The sequence below is a fragment of the Moorena sp. SIO3B2 genome (assembly GCF_010692525.1).
GTDB classification, from domain to species: domain Bacteria; phylum Cyanobacteriota; class Cyanobacteriia; order Cyanobacteriales; family Coleofasciculaceae; genus Moorena; species Moorena producens.
Genome location: NZ_JAAHHE010000024.1, coordinates 73,258 through 90,964, shown reverse-complemented (window position 1 = coordinate 90,964; position 17,707 = coordinate 73,258). Strand labels below are relative to the sequence as shown.

Sequence of the window (17,707 nt, the reverse complement as noted above, 5' to 3'; positions counted from 1 at the left end):
ATTGTATTGTTCCGGTGGGTCGGGGCATCCCGTGTCGTTAATAAAGTAACCCGTGTATCCGAACGCGCCCCGCGTCGGCGAAAGCCGATAGTGATGGCTGGAGTTGGTAAGAAGCCCACACTGTAATCTTCGATGAGCGTGTGGGAGTATGTCACTGACTTAATAAATCTCAAAAAAGTTAAAGGTTAAAAGGGAAAGGTAAGCATATGCGCTACGCGCACACTACTTGAGGTGCGGTCAGCTATCAGCCAACGGCTGACCGCTTATGGCTGATAGCTGAATGCTTACTAAAATTGTTCTTAGAGTACCTCAGTCATCAACCCACTGCAATTGCAACAGCTGCTCCAACAAACCAAGTAACCGATCCTGGTCAATGGGTTTCGGTAGAAAACCTTCACAGCCCAGCATCTGACTCTGTTTCTGAACTATTTCAAAAGTACGGGCTGAAAGGGCAATGATCGGCACATTTTTCAGATCAGGTATTTCCCGCATTTCTGGCACCATGGTAAAAGCAGTTTTGACGGGCATGAATAAATCAGTCAAAATCAGATCGGGTCGGATCGCTATGGCGACATCCAATCCCTGCTGACCATTTTCTGCGGTTACCACTTCAAAGCCTAAGGGTTCAAGCATGTTGAGTAATACCAACCGATTTTCTTTGTTATCATCCACCACTAGCAGTTTGCGTCGTTTTCCGTGGTAACCCATCACAAGACCTGCAATATTCCGTTTTGCTTCGGTAACTTTAACCACAGGTAAGGCAACATCAAACCAAAACATTGACCCCTTAATTAACTCACTTTTAAGGTTTAGTTGGCTTCCCATAAATTCCACCAACTGCCGAGATATGGCTAAGCCTAAGCCGGTTCCAGCTGCCCGATATTTGCTATCCCCCGTTTGTTCAAAGGGTTGGAAGATAGTCTCTAATTGTTGAGGGCTAATTCCTATCCCGGTATCAATCACCTCGAAGCGAATCGTCCGATGTTGGATTTGGGAATCTTTCCCCTGATCAAGGGAGGTAGGGTTTTGGTCTTCAATCACTCCAACGTTGAACGTTACATTGCCTTGGTCGGTAAATTTTACTGCATTGTCTAACAAGTTGATCAGTACCTGTCGGAGCCGTTTCTCGTCTGCCTTAACACCAGTCGGTAAGTTAGTGTTTTGTTCAAATCTCAACACAATATTTTTTTCACTAGCTCGCATGCGGATGATTCCAACAACTTCCTCTAAGAAGGTTAGTAAATTAAATTCTGTGGGATACAGTGCCATTTTGCCAGCTTCGATTTTAGATAAGTCTAAGATATCGTTGATCAAAGTCAAGAGATGGCTACCGCTTTTCTGAATGATTTTTAAGCCTTCGAGTTGCTTGGCGGTTAAATTTCGTTCACCTTTGGAGGCGGCTAAAGCCGCATCACGTTGGAGAATTTGAGCATATCCTAGAATACCGTTGAGGGGAGTACGGAGTTCATGACTCATGTTAGCTAGGAATTCACTCTTGGCTTGGTTAGCTACTTCTGCTTTTTCTTTAGCCTCTTGGAGATAGGCATTTTGTTCAGCGAGGGTTTTTGTCAAAAAATATAGTTTTAAATGGAGCCTGACTCTAGCTAATACCTCTTCTTGTTCAAAGGGTTTTGGGATATAGTCTACTGCACCTAACGATAATCCTTTTATCTTATGGTTTATATCAGCAAACGCGGTCATGAAAATTATGGGAATATCTTTAGATATTGGATTATTTTTGAGTTTTTTGCAGGTTTCAAATCCATCAATAACGGGCATATTTACATCTAACAATATGAGATCAGGGGGTTCATACTCTACTTGTTCAATAGTTCCTTCACCATCCATTTCCACTCTGACTTGAAACCCAGCACTTTCCAAAGTTTTGTAGAGAAATGATAAATTATTGGGATTATCATCAACGATTAAAATTGTTCCAGTGTTTGGTGATTGGTTCATTTTCACTTATTGATATATTTCCTAATCGCCAAGGTATGATAGCAAGTCCGGAGGTGCGCTTGACCTTGGCGAATTTAATTCGCCAAGGTCAAGCGCACCTCTTAATCACTTCCTATTCAGGGAAATTGTGACTTGTTACTTATTACTCGTTACTTGTTACTTGTTACTTATTACTCGTTACTTGTTACTTGTTATTGTGTAGTGCAAGCATCTTGTTAGCTGACTATAGGCTAGTCAGCGAGACGCTCACACTCCAGTTACACATTTCGGATGTTCCGAGATCAGTGTTAAACCGGACATGATCTGACTTGGACTAATAATCTCTTGAAGCTGATCCTCGAAGACAGGGAATAGGATTTTCCGTTGACGGCTGAGTGTATTCAGTCAACCGTTAACAGTTAACCGTCAACACTACCGATTGCTGATTAGCTCGCCGAAAGTCGAGATCAACTAGTGTATTGATTCAGTCATGGGATAAGCTGAAATCATCCCCCCTTTGTCTAGGCTTTTGTCTAGACTTTTCTCTACGCTTATGGTTACCTCCTCTTGGTCGTCAATTCTCTATATGTATACTTCCCCTTCTGTAACTCATAAGTAACACCACAAAATTGAACTGAAGCAATTTTCGGCTCTTGAGTTATGCCAAATGGTTTGAATCCTGAAAACAGCTCTAGCAACACCATGCAAGATATCAAATCTATTTCCCTAGCAATTTTACTATTGGCTTCCGTTGTATATCTGCCAAGCTGCAACCTTACTGGGGCTAAGAACAACTCCAACTCAACTAGTAGCTCTCCTACTAAAGTTTTAGATCAAACCCCTGATGCTCGTCTGGTGGAGGAATTGACAACTAGCTATCTCAACAAAACCCCAGCTAGGGCAGTTGCGACTCAGCTAACCGTTGAACAAGCCCAGGCTTTGCAAGACCAATTTGTACAACAGTTGAGCTCTAGTTTAGGAAACGTTGTAGGTTACAAAGCTGGACTGACTAATCCTGCTGCTCAAGAGCGCTTCAAAGTCTCTGAACCCATACGAGGTGTACTTCTCGAAAAGATGTTGCTCAACAGTGGAGCGGTTGTCTCTGCCAACTTCGGTGCTCGACCTGTATATGAAGGAGACTTAATCGTTAGAGTTGGTAGCGAAGAGATTAATAGTGCTACTACCCCTAGGGAAGCTTTAGCTGCTCTTGATGCCGTCATTCCCTTCATGGAACTACCAGATTTAGTTTATGACCCAAAAGTGAATCTTGATGGGCCTGCTTTGGTAGCCATTAATGTCGGTGCTCGCTTGGGAGTTTTAGGAACACCGATTCCTTTATCTGCTACCCCTGATTGGGAAGAACGATTAAAAAATATAAAGATTGTAATTGTAGATAAGGCTGGCAATGAGTTAGCTGTTGGTAAAAGTAGTGCTTTATTAGGAAATCCGTTACAGGTAGTACTTTGGTTAAAAGATTCTTTGAAGGCATCAGGTAAAGTTTTGAAGAAAGGCGATTTACTGTCTTTAGGCTCCATGACTCCCCTAGTTCCTGTTAAATCTGGTACTACTCTTCGTGCTCAATATATTGGATTATATCCCAAAGAAAAGGTAGAAATATCCGTTAGTTTTGAGTAATATCATGTCGGGTATAATAAAGGGAATAGGGAGTCGGGAGTCGGGAGTCGGGAGTTGGGAGGTAAGCATTCAGCTATCAGAATTAAGCTATCAGTTAATGCGCTACGCCCACGCTGCGCGAACAGCTTTTGACTAAAACAGGTAAGTATTAGTTTAATCTATTTTATGTCAGCTGTTCCCATAGCGAAGGAGGTTTATTTTAAGCTGACGGCTGACAGCTGACGGCTGAATGCTTACTGATTAATTAAGCGGATTTACTATTATCTGATCAGTTTCCGAAACTGGGAGATTTGCCGTAACCATAGCCAACCTAAGACGCTGCCAATGGCATAATAGAGGAAATCCCACCATACAAAGGTAGTTCCTAAGATGAATTTACCGATTAAGGAAGCACGAATCGGGGCTAAGAGAGGGGTTTGCCAAAGTTGTAATAATTCTAGGGCACAGGTAATGCTAAAAACTACTAAGGTAATTCTGGTTATTGCTTGGCGATTGGGGATAATAAAAAATATCAATAAACACCAAAAAATCTCATATAAAATAGCACCAGAGTAGTCATGAACCCATTTTTCTCCAAGACCAGAGTAGTACTTGGAAAGAATCCCTAATGGTGTGATAATCAATAGGGATAGGATAATGAGCCAGCGTTGATGAGTAATTTTTAATAGTTTAGTCATTAACGGATTAGACAAATGAATTGAGTGCTGAGGGCGTCAGTAGGTCAGTTGTGAGTTGCGGCAGGAAACGGGCAAGATGCCCATTCCACGCCTGATGCCCGTTCCACGCCTGATGCCTGTACCTCAGTTATGAGTTGTGAGTTATGAGTTGTGAGTTATGAGTTGTGAGTTATGCCAAATCCCTTACATCGATGGGGAAAACCAATAACTTTGCTGCTGTTGTGGTTAGCTGTACAGTTAGTCATCAAGCAAGGGGTGATGGCGACACCGGCAGCAGTTGAAGTAGTTGAGGAACCGAAATCCTTTGGAGACAAGATTTGTCCTGCTGACTTAACTACAGCCATTGATGCCATAATCAGTCGTCCCGAATTTATGCGATCGCGTTGGGGTATTTTGATTCAACCCTTAGCCGACTCAGCTCCCCTCTACAGTCTTGAATCAGAACGTTTCTTTATTCCAGCATCCAATATCAAACTCATTACCACAGCAGCAGCGTTACGTCAACTAGGTCAGCAATACCGGATTCGCACACCGGTTTATGGTACTGGCACTAGCCCCTATTTGACTTCCTTACGGATTGTGGGACAAGCAGACCCAAGCTTAACCAATACCCAGTTAACAGATGTGGCACAACAACTAAAGGGTCAAGGGGTGACGTGGGTGCAACAGTTAATTGTAGAAGATGGCTATACTCCCTATGGTATTATCAATCCAACCTGGGAGTGGAGCGATAGTTATCTATACTATGGCGCTTCGGTTAATCGACTTATTCTCAATCAAAATACTGTTGGACTAACCCTATTGCCCCAACAGCCAGGAAAACCATTGCGCGTTAGTTGGAGTGATTCCATAGCGGCTAGACAGTGGCGTGTGGATAATCGTGCTGTTACCGGTAAGGCCGGAATACCATACTCAGTAGAAATAATGGGAGTTTTAGGTGAGCCGGTGTTAGTGATTAACGGTCAACTGGCGGCAGATGCTGCACCAGACTTCTGGGGGTTAGCAGTTCGCGACCCAGCCCATTATTTCCTAGAGTCCTTCCGCCGTATCCTGGAAGCTGAGGGAATTGGTGTGATTAAGGCATTGGTAAAAGACAGTTCAGCTGAGATGGTCAGATCATCAGATCAGGGGATGGGAAGAGAGGTTAATAATAGATTTCGTTCTAATGTTAATAATACAGAAATAACCAATACACAAACAACCAGAGAGTTAGCAGCAGTAGAATCTCTTCCGTTAGCGCTATTGTTAAAGGAAATCAATCAGCACAGTAATAATTTGTATGCTGAGGCATTATTGCACCAACTGGAAACAGAGGTAGGGAGTGAGTCTAGCCCTAAGTTGGGTCTGGTCGCGGTTCAACAGAGCTTAACGGAGTTAGGGGTTGACCCAAAAAGCTATAGCCTGGCTGATGGGTCTGGGCTATCTCGCCATAATTTAGCTAGTCCGTTTGCGATCGCACAAACTCTGAGACTGATGGCACAAACCCCATTAGCTCAGGTTTATCGAGAATCCTTGGCTACGGCTGAGGTTAGTGGAACTTTACGCGATCGCTTTCGTGATACCGCAGCTCTTGGTAAGCTCCAGGCCAAGACTGGTACATTAAGTGGTGTCTCAGCCTTATCCGGCTATCTTGATATTCCTGACTATAAAACTTTGGTATTTAGTATTCTGGTAAATCAATCTGACCAATCTGCTGCTACACTCCTTCGTGCTATTGATGAAATTGTTCTATTATTGACTCGCCTGGGTTATTGCTGAGTGTTGAGTAACGAAACTACCTCACCCAATTGAGAAATATTATAATTATGAAACCCCTGGAAATTCCCCCAGACCTTAGACCCGAGACCCTAAATCAGGGTTCAACCAAGTCTCCAATTCAAATCTGTATCACATTAGGGACTCGTCCGGAGGCAATTAAGTTAGCTCCAGTGATTCTTGAGTTCCAAGGCTCTGGGAAATTTAAGACTCAGGTGGTGTTAACGGGTCAGCATCGGGAAATGGTAGACCAGGTAATGCAGATGTTTGAGCTGAGGGCGGATCGGGATTTAGAAATTATGCAGCCCAAGCAAACTCTGACCGATATTACTTGTTTGAGTTTACGGGGGTTAGAGGAGTTATTTCAGGAATTGCAGCCCCAGTTGGTAGTTGTGCAGGGGGATACAACTACGGCCTTTGCTGCGGCCTTGGCAGCGTTTTACCAACGTATCCCGGTGGGTCATGTGGAGGCAGGATTGCGCACCAATGATTTGTTTAATCCCTATCCAGAGGAAGCGAATCGACGGCTGATTTCTCAGATTACTCAATTACATTTTGCCCCCACTCCCCTAGCAGTAGAGCATTTGCAGGGGTCTGGGGTGACTGGCGCAATTCATAAAACTGGGAATACAGTGATTGATGCCCTGTTGATGGTGGCTGAACGGGAACCAGTGTGTGAGGTTCCGGGTTTAGATTGGGAAGGATACCGGACGATTTTGGCAACGGTACACCGTCGGGAAAACTGGGGGAAACCACTGGAAGATATAGCCCAGGGGTTCCTCCAGATTTTAGATAAGTTCCCAGATACAGCATTATTGTTACCTCTCCATCGTAATCCTACGGTCAGGGAACCCCTAAGGGCAATGTTAGGTGACCATGAGCGGGTATTTTTAACAGAACCGCTGGATTATGTGGAATTGGTAGCAGCGATGCAACGGTGTTATTTAGTGATGACTGATTCTGGCGGATTGCAGGAGGAAGCACCGAGTTTGGGTAAGCCAGTGCTGGTGTTGCGTAAGACCACGGAACGACCGGAAGCGATCGCAGCTGGGACTGGGAAGTTGGTAGGGACTAACCCAGAGCAGATGGTGGGGGCGGCAAGTTTGTTGTTGAGTGATTCAGTAGCTTATCAGGGGATGGCAAATGCCATTAATCCCTTTGGGGATGGTCGTGCGGCGGAGCGTATAGTAAAGATTGTGGAGGATTATTTTGGGTAAGCATTCAGCTATCAGATATCAGCTATCAGCCAAAGGCCAAGGTCTATGGCCACACGAAGCGAATGGGCACACTCATTGAGGTACTTATGCGCTATGGGCACGCTACTGTTGGCGCAGCGTGCGCGTAGCGCAATCGGTGGTTTTGAATAAAATAAGCTGAGTGCTGAGTGCTGTTCGCGCAGCGTGCGCGTAGCGCATATGCTTACTAATTTGGTTGTAATCCCCGTTATTGGGCAATAACCGGTTTGTCTGCATATTAGCTTCCCGGTTAGCCGAATTTTAGATAGCTTTGCCCTGTCAGGATGACAACCCAAGTGAGTCTATTCAAGTGAGTCTATTAAGGAGAGCGGAACATCAGAATTTTTTTTGCCCCCTAGGGCAAAGTAATAGAGCTTTTCACCTTCGAGGGAGAACCGATGCCGATACCTTTTCAGATGATAAAGATCCAAAAATTCCGAGAAGATCAGTTTCCGAATCAGCTGTGAAAATCCAGAATCATCACTTGAATCAAGGAAGGTTTCTTTGATATTAAAGGCAACCCAGGCATTTTCGCTAATTACATTGAAGGCTTCCAAGAAAGCCTTTGCTGGTATGTCACCGAACCCAAGTGCTGCTACTGAAACCAGGCAGTTAGGTGACCAAGAATTGAGTTCATCACGATCTTTATCACTGAGATTGCAGAAATCCATCACATAGAATTCATCGTAGATTCCAGGCCGATCTCGCTCAGTAGCAGCCTGGGCTTCGGGAATAATATCAACTCCGATCAGCCGTGATACTCCGTGTTGTTTCAGCTTTTCACCAACTATCCCGTTTCCTGCCCCAAGATCAATTACCCGAAGCTCGTTGAGGCTCTGGTCCCCTTGAGAGACGGCAGACTGCAGGATATCCACTACAATTGATGGAGACTGGCACTTCAGACGCTCATATACAACCTGCTCGTATAATTCAGGAACTTCGAATATCCGCTCATAGTCATGTAGACGGATTTTCTCCCTGGATTCTCCATTAACAAGGTAAAAATAGACCTCATCTTGGCCAAGCTCTCGAACATTTGTAGGTGGAAATTGGATTTTATGCTTCTTCATAACTTTCATGATTCCTTTCAGTTTGAACCCAGATAAAAACGAATTGTGAAGGGTGGAGGATTCTAATAGCCAACGTCAGCAGCGCAAGACCAACTCAGGGCTTACCCAAAGACTCTAGATATAGAGTTTAGTTAACTTGCTTGTGCAACATTTAACCTGTCTAAACCTGCTCATCAGCAGGAATGACCTGTATAGCACCAGGTGAAAACCTGATGGTTGTTGCCGACAAAGCGCGGATCATTATGTTCCGCGCGCCATTCCAATCCCGTGGTAAAAAGAAACCACATTCTGGGCATTGAAATTTTTTGTTACCGCCTAATTTATCGTGAATGTGCCCACATTTTGGGCAGGTTTTACTCGTGTAAGATTCATTAACTAAGACCACCTTCACACCATGGCGATCAGCCATTTGAATCAAATGCTGACGAAACTTATAGTGGCTCCAATTGAGCAGATTACGAGCTGTCTTCTTATTTAACTTTCTGGCTGATTTTACTACCATCTCAGAGGTCTCAAATGTGGGGATAAAAATCAGCTTGTAGTTCTTGACAAGAAAAGAAGCTGATTTATTGTGGCAGTCTTTAATTAAATCTTGGATTTTTTGACGCAATCGATGGGCAGCTTTCCTCATTGCTCGTCTCTGACGCTTTGCAGAGCTTAAGTCAATACGACTCATCAACCGATCTAGTTGCTGACAAAGTCTTTGAATCCTGCCAATATCCCCAGACCCGATCTCGATATAGTTTTTGCCATCAAAACCAGTAAGAAATGTCCTAATGCCCGGATCCAAGGCTATTACTTGATCCTTATTAGTAGGAGTAGGTTCAATATATTCAGGAAAAATACCGTACCACTTACCTTTGATCCAAACTAACTGAGTACCATAAATGCACTGATCAGGCCAACCTTGAGGGCAACGTAAGGATAAGCCTTTTACCTTGGTGGGATACCAGGAACCTTTTTTGAAATCTCCAACTTTGAATTTGATCACTTGACTTGTTTGCCGACAGGATTTGAACTTGGCAAAACCGCCATTGGCCAAGGCTTGTTTGACAGCATCGATCCCATCAGCAACAGCTTCTTGTAATTGATGTCCTGGTAAGGTTTTCACCCATTCTGGCCTATCAAAATTTCTGGCCAGTTTCTGTAAATCGTAAGCACTGCCTTTATAGCCATTTTTGATAGCATCTATTGACCAGTTGTAGATCCACCTGTATGCGTTAAGCCAAGTTTTCCAGACCCTGTGAAGCTCTTTAGATGGAAACACCCTGATCTTCAATACACTGTTTGGTGTCAACTTCACTGTCTGGTTCCGAGGTTTTCTCTTGTACCGCTTGCGTGACTTGCTTTTGATATTTTCGGAGTCCGTAAAGCCTAGCAGAGAAACAGTGGAGGATGGACAGGATATCTTCGACGAGCTCTTGTTCTGGGGAGAGTTTGCGTTCATTGAGAACCACGAGCTTGACTCCACTTTTTTGGCATAACCACTCAAGTAATGGAAATCCAAATCGGACTGCTCTATCTGGGTATGCGACCACAAATGCCGAGATATCACAGCTGTATATTCGTTCCAATATTTTGAGGAACTTTCGCCGTTTAAAATTGAGTCCCGATCCAACTTCTGAAACAACTTCAGCATTTGGGTATTTTGACCGTAAAAATTCAGCTTGTCGATCAAGGTCATCTCGTTGGGAGTGTGTAGAGACTCTTGCATAACCGACAATGGGCTTACTCTGCGGATCTTCCCCTTCAATACAGAACCTTCTTTGATTGCCCTGAGTTCTGATGCTGTCAAGTTTTCCGTATTTGTCCCATCTTCTGAGGGTTGTAATGGAGACACCGTAATATTCGGCTGCCTCTTTTGGGGTGACATATTTTTTCATAACGGCTTAACCTCTACAAATCTATACTAAGAGATTTGGAGATTTATGACAAGGTTTGGAAAGATTATAGGCTAATAGCTACACCTCCGGACTTACTATGCCAAAATGCTACTTAAAACAACTGCCAAGATAGTTATACCTAGATTTTAAACTTCCCCATGGTAAATAAAAGGTTAATAGGGTGAGACCCCGCATTTTCCAAAGGAGCGCTAGGGAGCGCACACAAAAATACTGTCCAAAATTTCCTAACAATAGTTTTGGACATCCTAGGAAGGAATTTAACCTATTTAACCTATATTTAACCTATATTTAACCTAATAGGTGGTAAGCAAGAGCCCCTATTATTAATTACCTCAATTCATCCCTTCCAACAAAGTTTGTACTTTACCATCCGGGTGTAGCAGCACCCGAATTTTTGGTATACCTTCCCCTTCTAAAGGGGAAACAAAGGATTCACCGATCAGAGGTATGGGGGCGTTATCTATATAGGTTTTGGCTGCTTGCCCAAGGGGAATTATACGTCGGATTGTACCATTATTATTTAACCACAAACTATAGTTCAAGGTTTTCTGTAGCCCTTCGGGAGGTTGCCAGCGCTCCTGGAAATATCGTCTAGCTTCTGCTACCTGAGAAATCTTATCCAACAGGGTATTTTGAGATATCTGATTCGCAACGGTAGGCTCGGATGGTTTTAAGGAATCAGAAACAGGGCTACTCGGGAGATTCAGTCCAGGCACAGCTTGATCGATAACAGGGCTACTCCCGACATTTAGTCCAGGCACAGCTTGATCGATAACAGGGCTACTCCCGACATTTAGTCCAGGCACAGCTTGATCGATAATTCTAGAGGTAGAAGAACCTCTCTGGAGACTGGACACATTCTGTTGAGGAGCAGGGATGGCTTGAACCGCCACATTAGTAGTATAAGACCTAGAAGAAGTAGAAGTAGAAGTAATAGAAGTAGAAGAAATAGAAGACTCGGCCTCAGGGATTACCACTGTTTCTGTGGGGATCGATAGACTTTCTCTAGAGGAATCCTGAGTTGCCACGTCAGTAGGAGAGGGCGCTGGTTTAATCACTGGCAATTCTGACACAGTTTGTACTACAGCGATGGGACTGGGTGGAGTTGGTTTGGGTTGGGTATTTGCATCAGCAGTAGGTACATTGGTTTTACTAGCCTCAGAAACAGGTGCATCACCGTTACTAGCCCCAGGAGCAGCAGCAGGACTAACAGCAGAACTAGCTACAGGACTAGTAACAGAACTAGCTACAGGACTAACACCAGAACTAGTAGCACTCAGTTTAGGAGAGTCTGGTGTCCTAGCTGGAGCAGGAACAATCTTGAGCATCGGACGTGAATTCGGGCGTGAGGCTATTGCTGGCGCAGTGCGTACTGGTGCTGGAGAGGGTGGCTTAACGGGAGGCGGTGGTGGAGTGCGTACTGGTAGAGAGGGTGGCTTAACGGGAGGCGGTGGCGGTAACTTGGTTCCTGGGGATAAACGGGGTGGTACCGATGGAGTTGGGATGGGAGTGCTCGGTGCTGGGGGAACCTTGGAGATGGCTCGCTTTTTCCCAATTTTGCTGGAGTCTAATGCTTTTGTTTGTGATTGTGCTGTTGTTAGTGTTTTCGCTTGCTCAACAGGCTGAGGTTTATCAAGCAACTTAATCACTGCCGCTGTTACACCCACTGCCAAAAGCATTGATGCTGCTGTACGCATCCAAGCCGATGATTCTGGTTTCCAACTGGGCTGATTGAGTTTTGGTAGGGATACTACTTCAGCCGCATATTCATCCAAAGCGCTAGCTAAATCAAACAGCTGTGTAGCACTTAAATCAAGTACTGACCCAGATTCTTCATTAGCCAGCTTACCGAGAAACAGGCTATGGCTCAGTAACCCTTTCGATTGCAGATGGATTTGCTGAGTTGGAACTGCTGTGGCATTTTCTTCCTGAGGGGTTGGAAGAGTTAACAGATTTAAGGGAGTAACCTCAGCCGATCGCGTAGCGTGGCCTACGGCCTTAGAGTTTCCAGAGGCAACCAGTTGCTTTGGGGACGGCTCAAGGAAGTGCTGAACATAGCCATCTACCGCTTCATACAACACATCTAAATCTTCTGCGTTGCCTCGTAAGGTTACCTGTTGTTCTTCTGGCTTGCGGGGGTCATCAAAACGCAACTCAAACCGCAACTTCTTCACCACAGATTCTCCCACCCAGCGGGATAAGGGTGAGCGGTTTGCCCAAATTGATAGGGTACAGGTAGGAGGAGTGTAACGTCGCAGGACTATGTTGGTCATTGGTGATTATGTATTAGTCATTTGTTAATTGTTAATTGTTAATTGTTAATCGTTAATTGTTGATTTTTATAGCATTTACAAATAGATCATAAAACCAAATGCTGATTTATCATAACACCAAAAAATCAAAGGCCTTAGGCCACGCTACGCGATCGGATAGTCTTAATTCAATAGCCAGTGGACGAAACCGTCTGAGGTTGGCGCTGTATGGATATTTTATACTGTTCCCTGTTCCGAATTTCCCATCAATCCTAGTTTTACATCTCAAATAAAAATGCTATATTTTACTGCATACAATTATTAAGATACTTTACCTAATAAGGCTAACCATAAACGCTGATGACCTTTGGCTCCACTATAGAAGAGTAAATTGATTAATAGTTTAAGAGCCAGTTGCTTTAGACTATCAGTTGATACCTTTTCTTCTTGGGTCATCCGTTCTCGGTAAGTGTTGTTAAAGTTATCTAAATAATCTCCCAATAAAGCAGCACGATGAGGTTCACTGTTTTGTTGTGTCATTTGTTCGAGTAAAGCCACCGCACGACGGATCAATTCTTGATGGTTTTTAGCCAAGTGACAGATGATTAAAACTAGCGATCGCGCTTCCTCCACATCCAGCTTTTTCCGACCTCCTGAACTTTTGCGCAGGGGATTGGACTGACGCAGACGCCACAATGCTACTCGGTCTGTGATCATTGAGTCTAAATTTAATTCAGCAGCAGCTTGCAGCATCTCCTCTGAACCAATACCTGCTAGAGCTTCTAGACTAAGCAAGACTAAATCTAGCTGGGTTTTGATATTATCGAGATCGATTGAGTCTGCGGCTTGACTCAGAGGCAAATCCTCCCAAGCAGGAGGTGATTTTGGCGTCTTGACAGTGGAAACCATAATTTTATTTTAATAAAGCAAATCCGGTTTACCCGTCGCTGTTACAGGTTTGGAAACAGGACTACCAAAGATTAAGGTATGTTTCCTGCTGGTAAAGCTTTGGTTTAAAATTAGAAGATTGAAGGTTAGAAGATTGAAGGTTAGAAGGTTGAATGTTCACGCATTGCATTCTAACTCGCTAACCTGTTAACCGGCTAACCTGTTAACCGGCTAACCTGTTAACCCGCTAACCGGCTAACCTGTTAACTTATTTAAGGTAAGCAACGGTAACACCAGTCCCACCATCAGATTGTTCGGCTAGCTTAAAACGCTCCACTAGAGGGTGCTGTTCCAAGAAAGCGTGGACACCTTGTCTTAATCGACCAGTTCCTTTGCCATGAATAATCCAGAGTACTCCAAAGTCTATCGCCTTAGATATTGCTTGGTCGATGTCAATCTCTGCATTAGCTACCCGACTTCCTCGAATATCAATGGTATTTTTTGAGGTGCGCACAGCCGTAGCTGGCGGCGAGACTAGAGTTGGGGCAGGATCTGGTTTTGATGTAGTTTTTACCACATTTTCGGGTTTTTGTCCATCCAAAGATTCCACATCTGCTAGGGCAACGGTCATTTTCATTAAGCCAAAGCGTACCGTTAGCTCCCCATTATCTGCGGCACTGAGGATCTCAGCTGTCTGATTCAATCGGGGAATGCGAATGCGATCGCCTACTTTGGGACGGAATCCTGGTTTTGGTTTAGGAGGCGGTGCGGCTGGGATTTGACGCTGGGCAATCTCCTTAAGAGCGTTTGTGGCTTTTTGGGCATTTTGAGCAGTTTGGGAGCCTTGCTGCAACTGGCGAATCACTTGGGCAATTTCTTTCTTAGCTTCTGCGATCGCATCTTGCACAGACCGTTCCTGGGAAAGCTTCAATTCCCGTTCCCGCTCCTGCAAAAGTTTTGCCCGTTCAGAGAGTTTCTGATGGAGAGATTCAGCTTGTTGCAGTAACTGATTGGCCTCTTGGGCTTTAGTTTCCTGAGTGCGCCGTTGAGCTTCTAAACCCGCAATTACCTGATTCACATCTTCCGAAGCTCCCCCCAAAAGGGTTTGAGCCTGATCCACCACCGATGGGTTTAACCCTAAGCGTCTAGCAATGCTCAAGGCATTGGAGCGACCGGGAATACCCCACAATAAACGGTAAGTTGGTGACAGGGTTTGATCATCAAACTCCACCGAGGCATTCTCAAACCGCTCGTCTTGATATTTTAGTGCTTTGAGTTCCCCATAATGGGTAGTCGCAATGGTTAATTGTGTTGTGTTTGCCAGGTATTTCAGTAATGCGATCGCTAATGCACTACCTTCTGCCGGGTCAGTCCCTGCTCCTACTTCATCTAATAGTACGAGTGACGCACGAGGAGTTGAAGGTTGTTTAAGGTTGGCCGGTTGAATGTTGGCCGGTTGAATGTTGGCCGATTGTTCGCGTAGCGTGGCCTTTTGGCCAAGGTTATCTGGTTCAAGGTTAGCCGGTTGAATGTTGTCTGGAAAACCTTGGCCTTGTGGCCACGCTTCGCGAACAACCTTCAACCTGCCAACTTGCAACTCCCTGCCAACTTGCAACTCTTCTTTTGGGGTAGTTATCGCCTCAATAATCCGACTAATCCGACGAATGTGACCCGAGAAAGTGGATAAACTCTGTTCTATAGACTGCTCATCCCCAATATCTGCCAGAATTTGCTCAAACCAAGGCAGTTCTACTGGTTCCCTTGCTGGCACAAATAAACCAGCTTTTGCCATCAGTGCCGCTAAACCAAAGGTTTTCAAGGTAACGGTTTTACCGCCAGTATTGGGACCGGTAATAGCAACTACCCGAATGTAGGACTGAATCTGGACATCAATCGGAACAACTGATGTGCCTTGTTCATGTTTTTGCTGCCACACCAGTAGAGGATGGCGCAGTTGCCGCAGAGTAATGCTTTCATTCTGATTGCGGTCAATGAATCTAGGGGGATTTGCTTCTAACCACAGACTATACCTTGCCTTAGCGGTAGCTAAATCTAGGGTAGTTGCTACAACCAGCAACCGTTCCAAGTCTGCCTTAACTGCTGCTACTTGTTCACTCAAGGCACGACGTACTGCTTCCGCTTCCACTTGTTCTTGCCGCCGCTGGGTCCGAAGTTGATTGCCTAACCCAACAATGGCCTTCGGTTCTACGTATAGGGTGGCACCGGTACTAGAGGTATCGTGAACAATACCAGGAATAGCATCTTTCTGGGGAGCTTTAACCGGGAGTACAAACCGATCACCCCGTTGAGTAATTAACTGTTGCTGTAATGCGCCCCCTTTACGCTGGACAATCCCCTGGAGGATTTCATAAATTCGGTCTCGTAATGATTTCATCTGAGTCCGAATCCCTGCCAGCTTCGGGGTTGCCCGGTCAGCTACATCGCCTCGGTCATCGATACAACGGTGAATTTCTTGTTCAAGTTCTGGGTAGGTGCGGCTGTCAGCCACCAGTTCCTTCAGAATTTCTACATCCTCTTGGTCTTCAATAAACCGCCGTAGACGCCTCACACCAGCTAAGGTTGTTGCGATCGCTAATAGTTCCTCACCAGACAAAATGCCTTGGAGCTCTGCCCGATCCAGAGATTCACCAATATCTTGGATGCCGTCAAAAGTTAGTCCTGTGTCTAAACTCGTTTCCAGTTGATAGGCTTCTTTGGTTTGGGCTAGCAGGTCTAGGCTTTCCCGTTGAGTTGCTGGGGGGTGGAGATAACGAGCCGCAAAGGCTCCCAGCTTAGTAGCCGCAAAGGTAGCCAGGTGTTGGCACAGGCGGGACCATTCCAGTAGTTCTAAGGTTTCAGATTGAATCAAGGCTCAGAGACAAACGCATACCTCAATTGTATTATCCTATAATTCGGTTAGGACTGGGAAAGTTAAGATTGATCAAATTACCAATTACGTAAGTATTCAGAAGTCAGCGGTCAGCCGTCAGCTTATTTTATTCAAAAGTCTCGTTCCCTTAGCCTGGCCTACGGCTAATGGGAATAGCTGATTGCTGAACGCGCACGCGTGCGCGTAGCGCATATGCTGATGGCTGATGGCTGATGGCTGATGGCTGATTGCTCCTAGCTGATTGCTGATAAATGATATATCATAGCTTACCTAATTACTAATTGCCATCTGAAAAAGACAAAAAAAAACCAAATTGGGATATGCTGGGATAAGTTGATGTATGCCCTGCCAGATTTATCCTAAATTCTCCTTCTTCAGATGGTTTAATCGTATGGTAGGGCTTCCCTAAGGTTTTTAGCCCCAGTACGAGTAATGATTACTGAGTCCTGAGTCCTGAGTGGAGCAATTGAGTTTATCCACCTCACCCGATTATCTCATCATTCCACCATTATCAAAAATTTCTACTACTTGTCCGATAACGGTCTGCTGGTGGTATCCGGTAACGTAGGAGTAGGTTTATAGGGCAGAGGAATATACTGTACCGATGGACGTCCACCTTGAGGTTGGGGGTACAAATCCATTAGTTTATAGATAGCTTTAGGTAGACCAACCGTGACAGGTAGACCTAGTTCAGAGGCTTCCTCGACAGTAATCGGACAGTCATGGGTGATTTGACCAGTAGTAAGAAAGTCAATAATTCTATCGATGTGTTCTGGGTCAATCTTCTGCTTAGGGATATCGTCTAGCAGCAACGTTCGCACGAAACGTTGCACCTGCTTAATGGCTTTACTTGCCAAATCAGCCATCATCAAGGTTTGGTCATCAATAGCCTCAAGGGGCTTTTGCTCCACAACTCTTAGAATGCTAGCAGCAGCAGTATTCCCTAGTTGAGGGTCAACTGGTCCAAGGACAGCATTGGCATCCATCACAATTTCATCAGAGGCTAGGGCTAACATAGTACCACCACTCATGGCATAGTGGGGTACAAAGACAGTAACTTTAGAAGGATGACGAATTAAAGCTCTAGCAATTTGTTCTGTAGCCAGCACCAATCCCCCAGGAGTATGTAAAATAAGATCAATAGGAACATCTGGTGGAGTTAGACGGATTGCCCTGAGCACTTGTTCAGAATCTTCAATAGATATGTAGCGGGACACAGGGATGCCAAACAAGCTAATAGACTCTTGTCGGTGAATCAGTAAAATTAACCGACTTTTGCGGTTCTCCTCGAATTCTTGCAAAGCTCGAAAACGTCTATATTGCATCTGGCGACGTTGCCACAAGGGCTGCAACGACGAGATGATTAGAAAAATCCAGAACAGATCAAAAAAGTTAAAGCTAAAGTTCATCGCTTACTTACAGGTATCTAGTAGTTTTACCCTTTAGTTTTCCCGTGCTTAGGA

At 44.7% G+C, this 17,707-nt stretch carries 13 protein-coding genes; 4 read left to right on the top strand and 9 right to left on the bottom strand.

The window, feature by feature from the left end; all coding sequences use genetic code 11:
• Positions 1–309: 309 nt before the first annotated feature.
• Positions 310–1,959, bottom strand: a complete 1,650-nt coding sequence (locus tag F6K38_RS08765; RefSeq protein WP_287356453.1) for a response regulator — start codon at positions 1,957–1,959, stop codon at positions 310–312.
• Positions 1,960–2,598: 639 nt separating this feature from the next.
• Here F6K38_RS08765 and F6K38_RS08760 point away from each other — a divergent pair.
• Positions 2,599–3,573, top strand: coding sequence for a 2-keto-4-pentenoate hydratase (locus F6K38_RS08760; RefSeq protein ID WP_008191442.1), 975 nt, complete (start codon positions 2,599–2,601; stop codon positions 3,571–3,573).
• Between the two features lie 4 nt (positions 3,574–3,577).
• Positions 3,578–3,709 carry a hypothetical protein gene (locus F6K38_RS08755; RefSeq protein WP_287356451.1) on the top strand — a complete coding sequence of 44 codons (132 nt, stop codon included), beginning with the start codon at positions 3,578–3,580 and terminating at the stop codon, positions 3,707–3,709.
• Between the two features lie 124 nt (positions 3,710–3,833).
• Here F6K38_RS08755 and F6K38_RS08750 read toward each other — a convergent pair whose 3' ends face one another.
• Positions 3,834–4,250: a ribosomal maturation YjgA family protein gene (locus F6K38_RS08750; protein ID WP_008191443.1), complete on the bottom strand. Its 417-nt coding sequence runs from the start codon at positions 4,248–4,250 to the stop codon at positions 3,834–3,836.
• Positions 4,251–4,421: 171 nt separating this feature from the next.
• On the opposite strand from F6K38_RS08750, the gene dacB reads away from it, so the two are divergent.
• Entirely contained in the window at positions 4,422–6,008 is a 1,587-nt protein-coding gene (gene dacB, locus F6K38_RS08745) for a D-alanyl-D-alanine carboxypeptidase/D-alanyl-D-alanine endopeptidase (RefSeq protein ID WP_287248670.1), read from the top strand.
• Between the two features lie 47 nt (positions 6,009–6,055).
• Entirely contained in the window at positions 6,056–7,222 is a 1,167-nt protein-coding gene (gene wecB / locus F6K38_RS08740) for a non-hydrolyzing UDP-N-acetylglucosamine 2-epimerase (RefSeq protein ID WP_008191447.1), read from the top strand.
• A 320-nt stretch (positions 7,223–7,542) separates the two neighbouring features.
• Here the strand turns inward: wecB and F6K38_RS08735 are convergent, their stop codons facing one another.
• The 7 genes from F6K38_RS08735 to F6K38_RS08705 form a co-directional block, all read right to left on the bottom strand.
• On the bottom strand, positions 7,543–8,310 hold the full coding sequence (locus tag F6K38_RS08735; RefSeq protein WP_202799295.1) for a class I SAM-dependent DNA methyltransferase: 768 nt from the start codon (positions 8,308–8,310) through the stop codon (positions 7,543–7,545).
• Between the two features lie 160 nt (positions 8,311–8,470).
• Positions 8,471–9,577, bottom strand: a complete 1,107-nt coding sequence (locus tag F6K38_RS08730; RefSeq protein ID WP_008191451.1) for an RNA-guided endonuclease InsQ/TnpB family protein — start codon at positions 9,575–9,577, stop codon at positions 8,471–8,473.
• Positions 9,564–10,193: an IS607 family transposase gene (locus F6K38_RS08725; RefSeq protein WP_008191453.1), complete on the bottom strand. Its 630-nt coding sequence runs from the start codon at positions 10,191–10,193 to the stop codon at positions 9,564–9,566. Before F6K38_RS08725 ends, F6K38_RS08730 begins: the two co-directional genes overlap by 14 nt.
• Before the next feature lie 353 nt (positions 10,194–10,546).
• Positions 10,547–12,487, bottom strand: a complete 1,941-nt coding sequence (locus F6K38_RS08720; protein WP_008191455.1) for a DUF4335 domain-containing protein — start codon at positions 12,485–12,487, stop codon at positions 10,547–10,549.
• A gap of 300 nt (positions 12,488–12,787) precedes the next feature.
• Entirely contained in the window at positions 12,788–13,375 is a 588-nt protein-coding gene (locus F6K38_RS08715) for a DUF3038 domain-containing protein (RefSeq protein ID WP_008191457.1), read from the bottom strand.
• Positions 13,376–13,622: 247 nt separating this feature from the next.
• Positions 13,623–16,223, bottom strand: a complete 2,601-nt coding sequence (locus F6K38_RS08710; protein ID WP_008191459.1) for an endonuclease MutS2 — start codon at positions 16,221–16,223, stop codon at positions 13,623–13,625.
• A gap of 545 nt (positions 16,224–16,768) precedes the next feature.
• Positions 16,769–17,653: an SDH family Clp fold serine proteinase gene (locus F6K38_RS08705; RefSeq protein ID WP_008191461.1), complete on the bottom strand. Its 885-nt coding sequence runs from the start codon at positions 17,651–17,653 to the stop codon at positions 16,769–16,771.
• Positions 17,654–17,707: the final 54 nt, after the last annotated feature.